The organism is Micromonospora sp. NPDC048839, assembly GCF_040649915.1.
In the GTDB taxonomy this organism is placed as follows: Bacteria; Actinomycetota; Actinomycetes; order Mycobacteriales; family Micromonosporaceae; genus Micromonospora.
Genome location: NZ_JBEZGL010000024.1, coordinates 26,890 through 43,928 on the forward strand (window position 1 = coordinate 26,890; position 17,039 = coordinate 43,928).

At 71.9% G+C, this 17,039-nt stretch carries 14 protein-coding genes; 11 read left to right on the forward strand and 3 right to left on the reverse strand.

Features of this window, described 5'->3' with window-relative positions; genetic code table 11:
- The first annotated feature begins 4 nt into the window (after positions 1-4).
- From AB0C25_RS31620 to AB0C25_RS31660, 9 genes are all read left to right on the forward strand, one after another.
- On the forward strand, positions 5-2,155 hold the full coding sequence (locus tag AB0C25_RS31620; RefSeq protein ID WP_357378095.1) for an EAL domain-containing protein: 2,151 nt from the start codon (positions 5-7) through the stop codon (positions 2,153-2,155).
- 40 nt (positions 2,156-2,195) lie between these two features.
- Entirely contained in the window at positions 2,196-2,696 is a 501-nt protein-coding gene (locus AB0C25_RS31625; protein WP_357247241.1) for a DUF456 domain-containing protein, read from the forward strand.
- A 310-nt stretch (positions 2,697-3,006) separates the two neighbouring features.
- Positions 3,007-4,593 (forward strand): amino acid permease, encoded by a 1,587-nt coding sequence (locus AB0C25_RS31630; RefSeq protein WP_357378097.1) that lies wholly within the window; start codon positions 3,007-3,009, stop codon positions 4,591-4,593.
- A gap of 114 nt (positions 4,594-4,707) precedes the next feature.
- Positions 4,708-6,072 carry a glutamine synthetase family protein gene (locus tag AB0C25_RS31635; RefSeq protein ID WP_357378099.1) on the forward strand — a complete coding sequence of 455 codons (1,365 nt, stop codon included), beginning with the start codon at positions 4,708-4,710 and terminating at the stop codon, positions 6,070-6,072.
- 27 nt (positions 6,073-6,099) lie between these two features.
- The gene (locus AB0C25_RS31640; protein ID WP_357378202.1) at positions 6,100-7,446 is read left to right on the forward strand and encodes an aldehyde dehydrogenase family protein; all 1,347 of its coding nucleotides are present in this window, start codon (positions 6,100-6,102) and stop codon (positions 7,444-7,446) included.
- 5 nt (positions 7,447-7,451) lie between these two features.
- Positions 7,452-8,219 carry a 3-oxoacyl-ACP reductase gene (locus AB0C25_RS31645; protein WP_210784710.1) on the forward strand — a complete coding sequence of 256 codons (768 nt, stop codon included), beginning with the start codon at positions 7,452-7,454 and terminating at the stop codon, positions 8,217-8,219.
- A 174-nt stretch (positions 8,220-8,393) separates the two neighbouring features.
- On the forward strand, positions 8,394-9,104 hold the full coding sequence (locus AB0C25_RS31650) for a gamma-glutamyl-gamma-aminobutyrate hydrolase family protein (RefSeq protein ID WP_357378101.1): 711 nt from the start codon (positions 8,394-8,396) through the stop codon (positions 9,102-9,104).
- 41 nt (positions 9,105-9,145) lie between these two features.
- The gene (locus AB0C25_RS31655) at positions 9,146-9,697 is read left to right on the forward strand and encodes a pyridoxamine 5'-phosphate oxidase family protein (RefSeq protein WP_357378103.1); all 552 of its coding nucleotides are present in this window, start codon (positions 9,146-9,148) and stop codon (positions 9,695-9,697) included.
- A 194-nt stretch (positions 9,698-9,891) separates the two neighbouring features.
- A complete protein-coding gene (locus AB0C25_RS31660) occupies positions 9,892-13,551 on the forward strand; it encodes a SpoIIE family protein phosphatase (RefSeq protein ID WP_357378105.1) in 3,660 nt (1,219 codons plus the stop codon).
- A 31-nt stretch (positions 13,552-13,582) separates the two neighbouring features.
- On the opposite strand, the gene AB0C25_RS31665 is transcribed toward AB0C25_RS31660, so the two are convergent.
- Complete coding sequence (locus AB0C25_RS31665) at positions 13,583-13,897, reverse strand: STAS domain-containing protein (RefSeq protein WP_357247266.1); 315 nt, start codon at positions 13,895-13,897, stop codon at positions 13,583-13,585.
- 95 nt (positions 13,898-13,992) lie between these two features.
- Here AB0C25_RS31665 and map point away from each other — a divergent pair, with 95 nt between their 5' ends.
- Together map and AB0C25_RS31675 are read left to right on the forward strand one after the other, a co-directional pair.
- Positions 13,993-14,850, forward strand: a complete 858-nt coding sequence (map, locus tag AB0C25_RS31670; protein ID WP_357378107.1) for a type I methionyl aminopeptidase — start codon at positions 13,993-13,995, stop codon at positions 14,848-14,850.
- A gap of 114 nt (positions 14,851-14,964) precedes the next feature.
- Entirely contained in the window at positions 14,965-15,678 is a 714-nt protein-coding gene (locus AB0C25_RS31675; protein WP_357247272.1) for a VIT1/CCC1 transporter family protein, read from the forward strand.
- 6 nt (positions 15,679-15,684) lie between these two features.
- Here the strand turns inward: AB0C25_RS31675 and AB0C25_RS31680 are convergent, their stop codons facing one another.
- Positions 15,685-16,422, reverse strand: a complete 738-nt coding sequence (locus tag AB0C25_RS31680) for a nucleotidyltransferase domain-containing protein (RefSeq protein ID WP_357378109.1) — start codon at positions 16,420-16,422, stop codon at positions 15,685-15,687.
- A gap of 92 nt (positions 16,423-16,514) precedes the next feature.
- Positions 16,515-17,015 carry a nitroreductase/quinone reductase family protein gene (locus AB0C25_RS31685; RefSeq protein ID WP_357378111.1) on the reverse strand — a complete coding sequence of 167 codons (501 nt, stop codon included), beginning with the start codon at positions 17,013-17,015 and terminating at the stop codon, positions 16,515-16,517.
- Between the last annotated feature and the right edge of the window lie 24 nt (positions 17,016-17,039).

The window sequence follows — 17,039 nt, forward strand, 5'->3', positions numbered from 1 at the left end:
CGACATGACCGCCGTCCCGGATCCTGTCGGCCGGGCCGACGCCCAGGGGTACGCCGCCGACTGGGCCCGCGCGATCCGCCGTCTCGGTTTCGTGCCACTCAGCGTGGCCGAGACCGAGCGGCTGCTGCTGGCGCACACGATCCGGCTGGCGCGGGCGGTCCGGGCCGAACCGTTCAGTGCCGACCCGGCGGAGGAGGTCGGTCGGGCGCTGGTCGAGGCGCACCTCACCGCACCGCAGGCCCTGGACTGGTCGCTGCGCGCCCTCGGTACGGACTTCCCGGGCCGGGTGCTCCCCACCGAAGACCGGCCGGCGAACCTGGCCGAGCGGATCGCCGCGATGCAGGGCGGGCTGGCGGCCGGGTTCGCACGCGCGCTGCGCGACCGCACCTTCAGCCAGCAGGAGCAGATCGCCCGCTCCGCCTGGCAGGCACGTGACCGGGTCGAGCAGGCACTGCGCGACAGCGAGGCCCGGTTCCGGGCGGTCTTCAGCGGCGCCGCGATCGGCATCGGCATCGCCGGCGTGGACGGTCAGATCATCGATGTCAACCAGGCGTTCGCCGACATGCTCGGCTACTCGATCGGGGAGTTGCGCGGCAGCAACGTGGCGGCGCTGTTCCACGCCGACGACGCCGCCGGGATGTGGGAGCTGTACGAGGAGCTGATCGACGGTAAGCACGACGCCGCCCGGGTGGAGAAGCGCTATCACCGTAAGGACGGCAGTGTGGTCTGGACGGATCTGGCCGTCTCGCTGATCCGGCACGGCGACGGGCGTCCCCGGTTCACCGTCGCGATGGTCGAGGACATCACCCAGCGGTCCGAACTCCAGCAGCGGCTGCGCTTCCAGGCGCTGCACGACCCGCTGACCGGGCTGCCCAACCGGACGTTGTTCTTCGAGACGCTGGGCCGGGTCCTCGCCGCCGCGGGTGCCGGGCGGCGGGTCGGGGTGTGCTTCCTCGACCTGGACGGCTTCAAGGCGATCAACGACAGCCTCGGTCACGACCTCGGCGACCGGCTGCTGGTGATGATCGCCCGCAGGCTGGCCGCGTGCGTGGCCGACCATGGCCACCTGGTGGCCCGGATGGGTGGCGACGAGTTCGTGATCCTGGTCGACGGCGGGGACGACATCGACGACGCCGTGGCCGTCGCGGAGTCCGCGTTGGCTGCCGTCGCGGCCCCGGTGCACGTCGGTGACCACCAGCTGGCCGTGTCAGCCAGCGTGGGCATCGTGCAGTTCCTGGCGGCGGAGACCACCGCGTCCGAGCTGATGAAGGCGGCGGACACCACCCTCTACTGGGCCAAGAGGGCGGGCCGGGGCCGCTGGGCGGTCTACGACCCGGAGCGCAGTGCCCGGGACATCGCGCGGTCGGCACTCGTCGCCGGGCTGCCCGCCGCACTGGACCGGGGCGAGTTCGTGCTGCACTACCAGCCGATCGTGTCGCTGCTGGAGGGCACCATGCTCGCGGTGGAGGCGTTGGTCCGGTGGGAGCACCCGGAGTTGGGCCTGATCGGCCCGGACCGGTTCATCGGCCTGGCCGAGGAGACCGGCCTCATCGTCCGGCTTGGCGAGTGGGTGCTGCGGCGGGCCTGTCACGACGCCGAGCGGTGGCGGCGGGAGTTCCCCGACGCCCGGCTGGTGGTCAGCGTCAACCTGGCCGCGCGGCAGGCCGACGACCCGGCGATCGTGGACACGGTTGCCGACGTGCTGCACAGCACCGGACTGCCTGCCGACCTGCTCCAGTTGGAGCTGACCGAGAGCGCCGTGATGGGCAGCGCCGGTGAGCCGCTGCGCAGCCTGTACCGGCTCGCCGCGCTCGGCGTCCGGCTGGCCGTGGACGACTTCGGCACCGGTTACTCGAACCTCGCGTACCTGCGGCGGTTGCCGATCCACTCGCTGAAACTCGCCGGCCCGTTCGTGGAGGGGATCCGCGCCGACGGGACCGACGTCGCGGCCGACCACCGCGACGAACGGATCGTCGACGCGTTGGTCCGGTTGGCGCACGCCCTGGAGCTGTGGGTCACCGCCGAGGCGGTCGAGACCGGGGTTCAGGCCGAACGGCTGCGGGCGCTGCGCTGCGACACCGGGCAGGGCCGATACTTCGGCGCCCCGGTCCCGGCCGACGCCATCACCGCGCGGCTACGGGGCGGGGCGGCGTGAGCGGGAATCGGTTCGGATGGCGGCGATGGAAGGTGACGGCGTGGACCTGACAGATTCACAGACGGCGGTGACCGTGGTGGCCGGGCTGGCCATCCTGGCCGGGCTGGCCGGCGTGGTGGTGCCCGGTCTGCCGGCGTTACCGCTGTGCTGGGGCGGCGTACTGGTCTGGGCGATCTTCGGCGGTGCCGGGATGGGCGGGTGGGCGGTGTTCGCCGCCGCCACGGTCGTCGCGGCGGGCGGCACGGTGATCAAGTACGCGTGGCCGGGCCGGAACCTGAAGAACACCGGCGTGCCGATGTCCACGCTGCTCGCCGGCGGGGTGCTCGGCGTCATCGGGTTCTTCGTGGTGCCGGTCGTCGGGCTGGTGCTCGGCTTCGTCGCCGGGGTGTGGGCGGCGGAGCGGCTGCGGCTGGGCAGCAACCGGCTCGCCTGGCCGTCCACCGTGCAGGCCATCAAGGCGGTCGGCCTGTCGATGCTTGTGGAGTTCCTGGCCGGTCTGACCGTCGCGGCGCTCTGGGTGACCGGTCTCCTCCTGACCTGATCATTGCGGCGTGACGCGCCCGCGGCGCGGCGGCGTTGGAGAGGGCGCGGGGCACTTTTCGGGTACGGCGACGAGCCGTACGTGAGAGAGAGGTGTGCCCCGCGCCGCGGTCCGGGCGGTCCGAGTGCCCGGGGAGTGGCCCGTGGATCGGGCCTGGTCACAGGGTCAAGGATGCGGGTGGGAGCGGCCGGACGGCAACGCAATTAGCCCTCCGCCGGTGAGATTGCCACCCCGGACGTATTGACCGCCTTGATCAGCCGGGACGACACTTTGCGCACTCGCACGCGGAACCACCTCAGGGAGGTGTGCAGTGGCCACGACGCCCGTGCCGACCGCCGAGCAACCGATGGACGACGACGCCCGACGGCTCGCCGAACTCGGCTACAAACAGGAGCTGCGCCGCAAGTGGAGTGGCTTCTCCAACTTCGCCATCTCGTTCTCGATCATCTCGATCCTGGCCGGCTGCTTCACCACCTTCGGTCAGGCGTGGAACAACGGCGGGCCGGTCGCCATCTCCTGGGGTTGGCCACTGATCTCGCTGTTCATCCTGATCATCGGCTTCTGCATGGCGGAGCTGGTGTCGGCGTACCCGACCGCGGGCGGGATCTACTGGTGGGCGGCCACCATGGGTCGCCCGGTGCACGGCTGGTTCACCGGGTGGCTGAACCTCATCGGTCTGGTGGCGGTCACCGCCTCGGTGGACTACGGCTGCGCGACGTTTCTCAACCTCACCCTGTCGGCGCTCTTCGACGGCTGGGCCGGGACGCTGCGGCAGGCCTTCCTGCTCTTCGTGGTCATCCTGGTGCTGCACGGGCTGATCAACATCTTCGGGCACCGGATCATCGACGTACTCCAGAACGTCTCGGTCTGGTGGCACGTGGCCGGCGCGGCCGTCGTGGTGGCCATCCTGGTCCTGGTGCCGGACAACCACCAGAGCTTCCAGTTCGTGTTCACCGAGCGCTTCAACAACTCCGGCTTCGGTGACGGTGACGTCGGCGGGCTGACGTTCTGGTTCTACGTGCTGCCGCTGGGCTTCCTGCTGACCCAGTACACGATCACCGGCTTCGACGCCTGCGCGCACGTCTCCGAGGAGACCCGGGGCGCGTCGCAGGCCGCCGCGCGCGGGCTCTGGCAGTCGATCTTCTACTCGGCGGTCGGCGGGTGGATCCTGCTGCTGGCGTTCCTCTTCGCGGCCACCGACGTCGAGGCGGTCAACGCGGCCGGCGGCTTCTCCGGCGCCATCTTCGAGTCCGCGCTGACCCCGGTCTTCTTCAAGATCGTCATCATCATCTCGACCATCGGGCAGTTCTTCTGCGGCATGAGCTGCGTGACGTCGATGAGCCGGATGGCCTACGCGTTCAGCCGGGACCGGGCGGTGCCGGGCTGGCGGCTCTGGTCGACTGTCGACCGCAACGGCACCCCGGTCAACGCGATCATCGGCGCCACCCTGGCCGGCCTGGTGCTGACCCTGCCGGCGCTCTACGAGAGCTCGGCCGGCATCCCGATCGCGTTCTACGCGGTGGTCTCCGTGGCGGTGCTCGGGCTGTACCTGTCCTTTCTCATCCCGATCGCGCTGCGGCTGCGGATGGGCGACCGGTTCGTGCCCGGCCCGTGGACGCTGGGCCGCAAGTACAAGCTGCTCGGCTGGATCGCGGTGATCGAGATCGCGGTCATCGCCGTCTACTTCGTGCTGCCGATCGTGCCCGCCGGGGTGCCCGGCAACGACGGGTTCACCTGGTCGGCGGTGAACTACGCGCCGCTCGCCGTCGGCGGGGTGCTGCTGGTGGTCGCCGTCTGGTGGTACGCCTCGGCCCGGAAGTGGTTCGCCGGTCCCGTCCGTACCGTCGAGGAACCCGTCGCCACCGCCGACCCGGCGCCGGCCGACGACCCGGTCTGACACCGACCGGCGGGGCGGGCACCGCGCCCGTCCCGCCGGGTTTGCCGCAGGTGCCGCCGGGGGCATTGACGGTGATCCGGTTTGCCAGTAGACCTTGGTGATGGAGGCCCGCTCATGAGCAGAACGCCATTGACGCTGGAAGAGTTGCGGGTCGCCGTCGAGGCCGGCGAGATCGACACCGTGGTGCTGGCCCTCGTCGACATGCAGGGCCGCCTCCAGGGCAAGCGGTTCCACGCGCCGTTCTTCCTCGACCAGGTGGTGGCCAACGGCAGCGAGGGCTGCAACTACCTGCTCGCCGTGGACGTCGACATGAACACCGTCGACGGGTACGCGATGTCGAGCTGGGAGCGCGGCTACGGCGACTTCGCGATGGTGCCGGACTTCGCCACGTTGCGCCGGACGCCCTGGCAGCCGGGCTCCGCGATGCTGTTGGCCGACCTGACCTGGCTCGACGGGTCGGGTGACGTGGTTGCCTCGCCCCGGCAGATCCTGCGCCGGCAACTGGACCGGCTGGCCGAGCGTGGGCTGACCGCGTACGCGGGCACCGAACTGGAGTTCGTGCTGTTCCGCGACTCGTACGAGGACGCCTGGCAGCGCGGCTACCGCGACCTGACCCCGGCCAACCAGTACAACGTCGACTACTCGCTGCTCGGCACCGCCCGGGTGGAGCCGCTGCTGCGCCGGATCCGCACCGAGATGGCCGCTGCCGGGCTCACCCCGGAGAGCGCCAAGGGCGAGTGCAACCTCGGGCAGCACGAGATCGCCTTCCGCTACGACGAGGCGGTGGCCTGCGCCGACCACCACGTGATCTACAAGAACGGCGCCAAGGAGATCGCCGCCCAGGAGGGCATGGCGATCACCTTCATGGCCAAGCCCAACGAGCGGGAGGGCAACTCCTGTCACATCCACTTCTCGTTGCGCGATGCCAGCGGTGACTCGGCGATGCTCGGCGACGGGCCGGCGCACCTGTCGCCGACCGGGCAGCGGGTGCTCGCCGGACTGCTCGCCACCATGCGGGAGTTCAGCCTGCTGTTCGCCCCCAACATCAACTCCTACAAGCGCTACCAACCCGGCTCGTTCGCCCCGACGGCGCTGCGCTGGGGTGTGGACAACCGCACCTGCGCGCTGCGGGTGGTCGGGCACGGGCAGGGCATGCGGGTGGAGAACCGCGTCCCCGGAGCCGACGTCAACCCGTACCTGGCGATCGCCGGGCTGGTCGCCGGCGCGCTGCACGGCATCGACGGGGAGCTGGAGCTGGCCGCGGAGTGCACCGGCAACGCGTACGACGACCCGGAGGCCGAGCGTGTCCCCGGCACCCTGCGCGACGCCCTGACCCTGTGGGAGGCGTCGACGGTGGCCCGGGAGGCGTTCGGCGACGAGGTGGTGGCCCACTACGCCAACCAGGCACGAGTGGAGCTGGCGGCCTTCGACGCCGCGGTGACGGACTGGGAGCTGAAGCGTGGCTTCGAACGCCTCTGACGGGCTGGGGTGGTGGGCGTGACTAGCGTGGTGGATCCGGCTACCGGGGTCGGGTTCCGGGAGGTCACCGGAGCGTCGGTGGCCGACGTCGACGCGGCGATCTCGCGGGCAGATTTGGCGTTCGAGGCGTGGCGGGGGGTGGCACCGGGGGATCGGGCGCGGTTGCTGCGGCGGTTCGCCGCCGTCGTCGACGCGCATCTCGACGAGCTGGCCCAGCTGGAGGTGCGCAACTCCGGTCACACCATCGGCAACGCCCGGTGGGAGGCCGGCAACGTCCGCGACGTCCTGGACTACTACGCCGGAGCGCCCGAGCGACTCACCGGGCGGCAGATCCCGGTGCCGGGCGGGTTGGACGTCACCTTCCACGAGCCACTCGGCGTGGTCGGCGTGATCGTGCCGTGGAACTTCCCGATGCCGATCGCCGCCTGGGGTTTCGTCCCGGCCCTCGCCGCCGGCAACACCGTGGTGCTCAAGCCCGCCGAGTTGACCCCGCTCACCGCGCTGCGCCTGGCCGAGCTGGCCCGCGAGGCGGGCCTGCCCGACGACGTGTTCATCGTCGTCCCGGGTGAGGGATCGGTGGTCGGGGAGCGGTTCGTCAGCCACCCGGCGGTCCGCAAGATCTGCTTCACCGGCTCCACCGAGGTCGGCACCCGGATCATGGCCGGCTGCGCGGCCCAGGTGAAACGACTCACCCTGGAACTGGGCGGCAAGAGCGCGAACATCGTGTTCGCCGACGCCGACCTGGAACGCGCCGCCGCGACCGCGCCGGGCGCGGTCTTCGACAACGCCGGCCAGGACTGCTGCGCACGGTCGCGGATCCTGGTCCAGCGTCCGGTGTACGACCGCTTCCTGGAACTGCTCGAACCGGCGGTACGCGCCTTCCGGGTGGAGGACCCGTCCCGGGACACCGCCGAGATGGGGCCGCTGATCTCGGCGGCCCAACGGGACCGGGTCGCCGGCTACCTGCCCGACGCGCGGGTCGCCTTCACCGGCTCCTGCCCCGACGGCCCCGGCTTCTGGCACGCGCCCACGGTGTTGCTGGCCGACTCTCCGGCCGACCGGCACTGGCGGGAGGAGATCTTCGGCCCGGTGGTCTCGGTGCTGCCGTTCGACGACGAGGCCGACGCGGTCCGGCTCGCCAACGACACCGAGTACGGCCTCTCCGGCTCGATCTGGACCCGGGACGTCGGACGCGCGCTGCGGATGGCCCGTGCCGTCGACTCGGGCAACCTGAGCGTCAACTCGCACTCCTCGGTGCGCTACTGGACCCCGTTCGGCGGGATGAAGCGTTCCGGGCTCGGCCGTGAGCTGGGCCCGGACGCGCTGCACTCCTTCACCGACGTCAAGAACGTGTTCATCGCGACAGAGGAGTGACGCCTGTGCAGGGTCGGTTGCAGGACCGGGTGGCCGTGGTCACCGGAGCGGGCAGTGGCATCGGGTTGGCCACCGTGCGGCGCTTCGCCGCCGAGGGGGCCCGGGTGGTCTGCGTGGACATCGACGCGGCGGCGGGCACGAGGGCCGCCGAGGAGTGCGGCGGCGAGTTCGTGGCCACCGACGTGGCCGACGAGTCGGCGGTACGCGACCTGTTCGACGGGGTGGCCGACCGGCACGGCCGGGTGGACATCGCGTTCAACAACGCCGGGATCTCACCCCCGGACGACGACTCCATCCTGGACACCGGCCTCGACGCGTGGGAGCGGGTGCTGCGGGTCAACACCACGAGCGTCTACCTCTGCTGCAAGTACGCGATCCCGCACATGCGCCGCCAGGGCAAGGGTTCGATCATCAACACGGCGTCGTTCGTGGCGCTGATGGGGGCGGCGACGTCGCAGATCGCGTACACCGCGAGCAAGGGCGGGGTGCTGGCGATGACCCGGGAGCTGGGTGTGCAGTTCGCCCGCGAGGGCATCCGGGTCAACGCGCTCTGTCCCGGGCCGGTGGCCACCCCGTTGCTGCTGGAGTTGTTCGCCGCCGACCCGGAGCGGGCCGCCCGCCGGCTCGTGCACGTGCCGATGGGGCGCTTCGGGCAACCCGAGGAGATCGCCGCCGCGGTGGCGTTCCTGGCCAGCGATGACGCCTCGTTCATGACCGCCGCGCAGTTCGTGGTCGACGGCGGCATCACGGGCGCGTACGTCACACCCCTGTGAGCGCGAGGAGTGAGCCGGTTTTGCGAGCCCCGCAGTCGCGAACGGAGTCGGCCCTGTGAGCGCGAGGAGTGAGCCGGTCTTGCGAGCCCCGCAGTCGCGAACGGAGTCGGCCCTGTGAGCGCGAGGAGTGAGCCGGTTTTGCGAGCCCCGCAGTCGCGAACCGGAGTCGGCCCTGTGCGGAGGCCGTTGATCGGGATCAGCGCGTACGTCGAGCCCGCCGACTGGGCGGTCTGGCGGGGCGTGCGGGCCGTGCTGGTGCCGGAGGCGTACGCGCGGGCGGTGACGGCCGCGGGTGGCCGGGCGGTGGTCCTGCCGCCGGACGACGTGGACGCGGACGTGGTGGCCGTCCTCGACGGGCTGCTGCTGGCCGGTGGCGCGGACGTGGGTCCGGGGCGCTACGGCCAGCGGCACCACCCGCGTACCGAGGATCGGCCGGACCGGGATGCCGGTGAGCTGGTGTTGTTGGCCGCCGCGCTCGCCGCCGAGCTGCCGGTGCTGGGGGTGTGCCGGGGAATGCAGGTGCTTGCCGTCGCCTACGGCGGCACCCTGCACCAGCACCTGCCCGAGGTGGTCGGTCACGACGGGCACCGTCCGGCGCCCGGCGTCTACGGGACCCACCCGGCACGGTTCGCGCCGGGGAGCCTGGCCGCGAGGGTGCTGGCCGGGGTGGACCGGGTCAACTCGTACCACCACCAGGCGGTCGCCGATCCCGGTCGACTCGCGGTCACCGGGTGGGCGGAGGACGGCGTGATCGAGGCCGTCGAGGACCCGGCGTTGCCGTTCCTGCTCGGCGTGCAGTGGCATCCGGAGAACGAGGAGGAGCCGCGGCCCATCACGGCGTTGGTCCGGGCCGCCGCTGAGCGGGTGGGCAGCGGTGTGAGCTAGGTCGCCCCGACGAGTGGTGGGGGCGATGGGAGGATCGCCGCATGGGCAAGGTCTATCCGGAGATCGACGGTCGGCTACGTGACTTCATCGCCGACCAGCCGGTCTTCTTCGTGGCCACCGCGCCGTCCGGCGCCGAGGGGCATGTCAACGTCTCCCCGAAGGGCATGCGGGGCACGTTCGTGATCCTCGGCCCGCACCGGGTGGCCTATCTCGACTATCACGGCAGTGGGGCGGAGACCATCGCCCACCTGCGGGACAACGGCCGGATCACGCTGATGTTCTGCGCCTTCGAGGGGCCGCCGAAGATCGTCCGGTTGCAGGGCCGGGGCCGCAGCGTCTCGGTGGCCGAGGACGGCTTCGTCGACCGGCTCGCCGAGTTTCCGGAGCCGCCGGACGTGCACGGCGTCCGGTCCGTGATCACCGTCGAGGTGGAACGGGTCAGCGACTCCTGCGGCTACGCGGTGCCATTGCTGGACTTCCGCGCCGAACGCGACCTGTTAATCACCTCACACTCCCGTCGTACCGCCGACGACCTGGCGGTCTACCGGGCCACCAAAAACGCGGCGAGCATCGACGGGCTGCCGGTCTTCTGACCCGCCGGGGCCGCTGACGACGGCCTTTCGACGCCGGCGCGCCCCGCGTACGGTCCGGTGCCCGACGGCTCGGGCGGACGTCAACAGCGCCGAACCGTCGTCTTGCGTTACGTTGCTGGTCCGCTGGGGTACAAGTCGAAGCACGGCGGGTGAAGATCAACGGTCGCGGGGTGCCGGCCGGAGCGGGAGGCTGTATGAGCTCGGCCCAGGGGGGTGCGGACATCGGGCAGTCCGTCGCGCCCGGCCCGAAGGCTCCTCCGATGCTGGCGGCGGCGTTCGCGGCCGGTGGCGAGATGGGGGAGCGGCTGAGCCGCTTCGACTGGTCCACCGCACCGCTCGGCGAGCCCGGCCGCTGGCCGTTGGCGCTCTCCAACGCGGTAGGCATGATGCTCGCCTCCAGCGCGCAGATCGTCATGTTCTGGGGCGACGAGCAGCTCGCCTTCTACAACGACGCCTACCGACCGACAATCGGCAGCAAACATCCGGACGTGCTCTGCCAACCGGCCCGCCAGCACTGGGCGGAGACCTGGGCGGTGCTCGGCCCGCTGCTCGAAGGCGTACGGAGCACCGGGCGCTCCTACCGGGGTGACGACCACCCGTTCCTGCTGGACCGGCACGGCTTCGTCGAGCAGACCTACTTCAACGTCTCGTACGACCCGATCCGGGGTGAGGACGGCTCGGTCACCGGCGTCTACTGCGTCGTCAACGAGACCACCGGACGGGTCCTCGGCGAGCGCCGGCTACGGGCACTTGCCGAAATGGGTGCCGAGGTGACCGACACGGGCAGCGCTGCCGAACTCGGTCGGACCGCCGCCGAGGTGCTCGGCCGGCACCGGGCGGACGTGCCCTTCGCCCTGATCTACCTGGCCGACGAGAGCGGGCAGCTCGCCCTGGCCGGGTCCACCGGCACCGCCCCGGCCGCGCTCGGCGACACCGCCGAACTGCTGGCCCGGGTCACCGCCGACACCGCGCCCGCGACCGTCGAGGTGGCCGATCTGCTCGATCCGCCGCCGGCCGACGCCGCCGACCAGGCCCTCGTGCTGCCCCTCACGGCGACGAACCAGACGGTCGGCGCGCTTGTCGTCGGCGTGGCCCGCCAGCTTCCGCTCAGCGACGACTACCGCAACTTCCTGGAGCTGGTCGCGGCCCAGATCTCCCGGGCGGTCGGCACCCAGCGGGCGTACGAACAGGAACGGGCCCGTGCCGCCGAGCTGGCGGCGCTCGATCTGGCGAAGACGAACTTCTTCGCCAACGTCAGCCACGAGTTCCGCACCCCGCTGACCCTGGTGCTCGGCCCCCTGGAGGACATGCTGGCCGACCCGGCCCTGTCCGCGGCCGACACCGACCGACTCACCATGATGCACCGCAACGCGCTGCGCCTGCTCAAACTGGTGAACACCGTGCTGGACTTCTCCCGACTGGAGTCCGGTCGGCTCGCCGCCCGCTACCAGCCCACCGACCTCGCCAGCTACACGGCCCGACTGGCCAGCACCTTCCGCTCGGCCACCGAACGGGCCGGGTTGCGGCTGGTGGTGGACTGCCCACCGCTGCCGGCGCCGGTCGTCGTCGACCGGGACATGTGGGAGAAGATCGTCCTCAATTTGGTGTCGAACGCGGTCAAGTTCACCTTCGACGGCGAGATCCGGGTGCGGGTCCGGGCCGTGGACGGCGTGGCCTGCCTTGAGGTGACCGACACCGGCATCGGCATCCTGCCGGACGAGCTGCCGCACGTCTTCGAGCGGTTCCACCGGGTGCCGGGGGCGCGCGCCCGCACCCACGAGGGCACCGGTATCGGCCTGGCGCTGGTCCGGGAGTTGGTCGAGATGCACGGCGGCACGGTCGGTCTGACCAGTCAGGTCGACGAGGGCAGCACCTTCACGGTGAGCGTTCCGTTCGGTTCGGCACACCTGCCCGCGGACCGGGTCGCGGCCTTCGACCCGCTGCCCCCGGGCGAGCCCGAGCAGGCCCGGCTCTACGTGGCGGAAACCGCGCTGTGGACCGGCGTCGCGCCGGCACCCGGCCCCGACGGTCGGCCGACGGACGGCGCTCCGGCCGGCCGGATCCTGGTCGTCGACGACAACGTGGACCTGCGCGAGCACGTCACCAGACTGCTCTCCCCGACCTGGGAGGTGGTCACCGCGAGCGATGGGCTGGTCGCCCTGCCACTGGCCCGCGAGGGCGGCTTCGACCTGGTCCTCAGCGACGTGATGATGCCCCGACTGGACGGATTCGGGTTGGTGAGCGCGTTGCGGGCGGACCCGCGTACCCGGCATGTGCCGATCGTGCTGCTCTCCGCCCGAGCCGGCTCCGCGGAGGCCGTCGCCGGCCTCGCCGCCGGCGCCGACGACTACCTCACCAAGCCGTTCTCCGGCCAGGAGCTGATCGCACGGGTCCGGGCCAACGTCGAGCTGGGGCAGCTCCGCGGCCAGATCATCCGCCGGCTCCGGGCGCTGGCCGACGCGGCGGTGGCCGTGAACACCGCCCGGTCCACCGCCGACGTGCTCCAGGTCGCCGCCCGGCACGCGCTGAGCCTCGTCGAGGCCGCGCGGGTGGTGGTCACCACCAGCGGAGCCCGGTCCGAGGCGGACACCGGGGGCGCCACCGCCACCGACCCGTCCTTCGTGGCCGAGCTGACCGGCACCGCCGGCGAGCCGCTCGGCGAGCTGCGGGTCTGGCGTCCGGCCGGCGACGGCGTACAGGTCGACGAGGCCGCGTTGACCCAACTGGCCCGGCTGGTCGGGGTCCGCCTGGAGAACGCCCAACTCTACGAAGCCGAACACCGCATCGCGACCACCCTGCAGCACAGCCTGCTGCCCCGGTCGCTGCCGCAGCTACCCGGAGCGGTGGTGGCCAGCCGGTACCTGCCCGGCACCGCCGACGTCGAGGTCGGCGGTGACTGGTACGACGCCATAAACGTCGAGGACGACGATCTGGTGCTGGTCATCGGCGACGTGGTCGGCAAGGGCGTCCAGGCCGCCGCGGCGATGGGGCAACTACGCAACGCGCTGCGGGCGTACCTGCTGGAGGGTTACGACCCGGCTGAGTCGTTGACCCGGCTCAACCGGCTGGTCGGCTCCACCGAGGCCCGCTCCTTCGCGACGGTGGTCTGTCTGCTGTTCAACCCGCGCACCGGCCGGCTGCGGTACGCGAGCGCCGGCCACCCGTCCCCGCTGCTGATCAGGGCGGGTGAGGTGACGTTCCTGCACGACCGCGCGCTGGGCCCACCGGTCGGCGCGATCCCCGGGGCGACGTACGAGGCGGTCGAGGGCGAGTTGACGCCCGGCGACCGACTGGTGCTCTACACCGACGGCTTGATCGAGGACCGTCAGCTCGGCATCGATGCCGCGCTGGCCCAGCTCTGCGTCGACGCGGCGACCCCCAGCGAGCACGTGGCGGACCTGATCGACGCGGTCGTCGAGCGGGTCGACGGGCGTCCGCGCCGCGACGACGTGGCGGTCCTCGCCCTCGAAGCGGCCGAGCTGAACCGTTTCGCGTTGCGGCTGCCGGCGGACCCCACCCGGCTCAGCGTGCTGCGCAAGCGCCTGGAGGACTTCCTCGTCGCGCACGCGGTCGACGAGACGGACGTGTTCGACCTGACCGTGGCGGTCTCCGAAGCCGCGGCCAACGCCATCGAGCATCCGGTGCACCCCGCCGAGGCGGTGATCAGCGTGGAGGTGGCCATCGAGGATCGGACGGTGACGGCCACCGTGCGCGACAGCGGGCAGTGGCGTGAGTCGACCGGTTCCGGGTTCCGGGGGCGTGGCCTGGCGCTGATCAGGGCGCTGGGTGAGCTGTCGGTGCGGCGTACCGATGAGGGCACCGAGGTGACCCTGCGCCGGGAGCTGCGGAGCTGAGCGTGCGACCGGCGGCGGCAGGGTCGTCGGCTCAGGTGGGCCGGAGCCAGTTCTGCTCGCCCAGGCCGGAGATCTCCAGCACCCGGCGGACCTGCCGCGACGGCAGGACGGTGAGCGCGCCCGAGAACTGCTGGGCGAGCCGGACCAGGGCGTGGATGGCGGCCGAGTCGAAGAAGGTGACGGCGCTCAGGTCGAGGGTGATCCGCTCGGCGGGCTCGCGCAGCGCGGCCTGGAGCATGGTGTCGGCCGTGGCCATGTCGACCTCACCGGCCACGACCACCTGGAGGTGGTCACCGTCGATCTCCGCGCTGGCAGAGAAGACGGGTGGTGCTCCCCCTTGATCCACGCTGTCACCATGGCACAGCCGACCTGGCGGGGCAACAACCCCCTCGGAGCGCCCGTGGCGCGGGTCACCAGCGGCCCCGGCGATAGGCTGGCGGCATGACCGTCCGTCCGCCGCTGACACCAGGCACGCTCTCCCCGATGCGTCCGGTGCCGTCCCAGATCGCCCGACCGGAGTACGTGGGCAAGGAGCGCCCCGTCCAGTGGCGCGGCTCGCACGTGCAGACGCCGGAGACCATCGAGAAGATGCGGGTCGCCAGCCGGCTGGCCGCCCAGGCGACCCAGCTCGCCGGCGAGCACTGCAAGCCCGGCGTGACCACCGACGAGATCGACCGGGTGGTGCACGAGTTCCTCTGCGACCACGGCGCGTACCCGTCGACGCTCGGCTACAAGGGCTTCCCGAAGTCGTGCTGCACCAGCCTCAACGAGGTCATCTGCCACGGCATCCCGGACTCCACCGTGTTGCAGGACGGCGACATCATCAACGTCGACGTGACCGCGTACATCGGCGGGGTGCACGGGGACACCGACGCCACCTTCTGCGTCGGCGCGGTCAGCGAGGAGGCCCGGCTGCTGGTCGAGCGCACCCACGAGGCGATGATGCGCGGCATCCGCGCGGTCGCCCCGGGCCGCCAGATCAACGTGGTGGGCCGGGTCATCGAGTCGTACGCCAAGCGGTTCGGCTACGGCGTGGTGCGCGACTTCACCGGTCACGGCATCGGCGAGGCGTTCCACAGCGGGCTCTACGTGCCGCACTACGACAGCCCGCGGCCCACCGACATCATGGAGCCGGGCATGACGTTCACCATCGAGCCGATGATCACCCTGGGCACCTACCAGTACGACATGTGGGACGACGGTTGGACCGTGGTGACCAAGGACCGGAAGTGGACGGCCCAGTTCGAGCACACCATCGTGGTGACCGACGACGGCCACGAGATCCTGACCCTTCCGTGAGCGCGAGGAACGCAGCGAAGCGGAGTCCCGCAGTCGCGAACGAAGGGCAGACGCCGTGAGCGCGAGGAACGCAGCGAAGCGGAGTCCCGCAGTCGCGAACGAAGGGCAGGCGCCGTGACCGACACCCCAGCGGCGCTGCGTGAGGCGCACCACGCGGACGTCTCCGGCGGGTGGTTGCGCCCGGCCGTCTTCGGTGCGATGGACGGTCTGGTCACCAACATCGCCCTGATCGCCGGCGTCGGCGGCGGCGGAGTGTCACCCCGCAGCATCGTGCTCACCGGCTCCGCCGGCCTGGTCGCCGGCGCCATCTCGATGGGGCTCGGCGAGTACACCAGCGTGCGTTCCGCCAACGAGCAGGTCGCCGCCGAGGTGGCCAAGGAGCGGCGCGAGTTGGAACGGCACCCCGAGGCGGAGGCCCGGGAGTTGGCCGACGCCTGGGTGGCCCGGGGTCTTCCCCGGGACCTGGCGACCCAGGTCGCCGAGGCGGTGCGGCGCGACCCGGAGGAGGCCCTGCGGGTGCACGTCCGCGAGGAGTTGGGCGTCGACCCCGACGACCAGCCCAGCCCGTGGGCCGCGGCGATCTCGTCGTTCCTGTTCTTCTCGGTGGGCGCGCTGGTGCCGCTACTGAGCTACCTGTTCGGCGCCACCGAGCTGTGGTTGGCACTCGGCGTGGGCGGGCTCGGGCTCTTCGCCGCCGGGGCGGTGGTGGCCCGCTTCACCCAACGCCCATGGTGGACAAGCGGGCTGCGTCAACTGCTGCTGGGCGCCGCTGCCGCCGCCGCCACCTACCTGGTCGGCACGCTGATCGGCGTACCCGCCGGGCTGTGACACCGCTCAACCGCTGAGCAGGTCGTCGATCGTGCCGTCGACCGCCCGACCACGGGCGGCCAGGTCCTCGGCCTGTCGACCGAGCACCACACCCACCTCGGTCATGTCCGCGCCGGCCAGCCCGGTCCGCCGTACGGCGTCACCGGGATCCCGGTAGTAGGTGCGGCTCAGCAGGCCCGTCACCGTGGCCGCCGCCAGCCGGGCCTCACCGAGCATCAGCAGGGCCTGGTCGGTCTCGTACCACTCGGCGAGCCGGGCGGCCCGGGAGTGCGCCGCGCTGCCCCGATACCAGGCCTGCCGGGCCGCGATGCTGAACTCCGCCGGCCGGGCACGTGCCAGCCGGCCGAGATGCTCGTCGCGCAGCTTCCGCAACCAGCCGGTCGGATCGTGCAACGGCTGGGTGGTGACATACCGGTCGGCGGTCAGCGGCCAGAGCGGGGAGATCACCCGGGCCTGGGCCAGGTAGTCCTCGGCGGCGGCCACGGTCAGATCCACCAGGACCCCGTCCACCCGCCGGGTCGCCGGCCGGGGGCCGGCCTGGGGTCGGTACGTGACCACCAGCAGGCCCGCCTCGCGGTCCCCGCCGCCGTCGTCGTCACCGTGCGCCAGCGGCCCGTGCACCGCGACCGCGAGCACGTCGGCCGGGAAACGCCGACGGACCGCCTCGCCGACCCGTTCCGCGACCGCCCACCGACTGTCGTCGAGGCCCCGACCGACCTCGGCCCGCTCATCGCCCGCGCTCATCCGGCCGCCACCGTGCGCGACCGCGGGGCTCGCCACCCCGGCTCACTGCTCGCGCTCACGGGACCCGCCTCTGTTCGCGACTGCGCGTCAGCCTAGCCAGCCGACGGAGGACCGGCCGGCGCGCCGCGCCCGGCCGGCACGAGCCGGAAGATGTGGATCTCCCGGCCGCCGGCCCGCCGCACGTACGTGTGGTACGCGGGCCACTCGGTGACCAGCAGCTGCCACAGCCGGTCCCGTTCGGCACCGGACGCCCGCTCGGCCCGGACCGGGATCAGCCGGCCCTTCAACCGCACCTCGGCGGCAGGATCGGCGAGCAGGTTCATCGCCCAGCCGGGGTGGTGGGTCTGCCCCCAGTTGGAGCCGATCACCACGTAGGCGTCGTCGTCGGGCACGTAGAGCAGCGGGTTGCTGCGGGGCTTGCCCGAGCGGCGGCCGGTCGTCGTGATCACCAGGGACGGGATCAGGCCGAGCGCGACCACCCGCCCCCGGGTGAGTCGACCGACCACCCGGTCGGCGGGGACCAGCAGACGTGCGGCGGCGCCGAACCAACGATGGTGACCGACCCGACGGGTGAGGGTTCCGAGCACTGACACGCGGATCAGTGTGCCGGCTGCCGG

What these genes read in the sequence shown, in the direction of transcription:
- AB0C25_RS31620 (WP_357378095.1), top strand. Translation starts at nt 5, where the DNA reads ATGACCGCCGTCCCGGATCCTGTCGGCCGGGCCGACGCCCAGGGGTAC.
- AB0C25_RS31635 (WP_357378099.1), top strand. Translation starts at nt 4,708, where the DNA reads ATGAGCAGAACGCCATTGACGCTGGAAGAGTTGCGGGTCGCCGTCGAG.
- AB0C25_RS31655 (WP_357378103.1), top strand. Translation starts at nt 9,146, where the DNA reads ATGGGCAAGGTCTATCCGGAGATCGACGGTCGGCTACGTGACTTCATC.
- AB0C25_RS31660 (WP_357378105.1), top strand. Translation starts at nt 9,892, where the DNA reads ATGAGCTCGGCCCAGGGGGGTGCGGACATCGGGCAGTCCGTCGCGCCC.
- map (WP_357378107.1), top strand. Translation starts at nt 13,993, where the DNA reads ATGACCGTCCGTCCGCCGCTGACACCAGGCACGCTCTCCCCGATGCGT.
- AB0C25_RS31680 (WP_357378109.1), bottom strand. Translation starts at nt 16,422, where the DNA reads ATGAGCGCGGGCGATGAGCGGGCCGAGGTCGGTCGGGGCCTCGACGAC.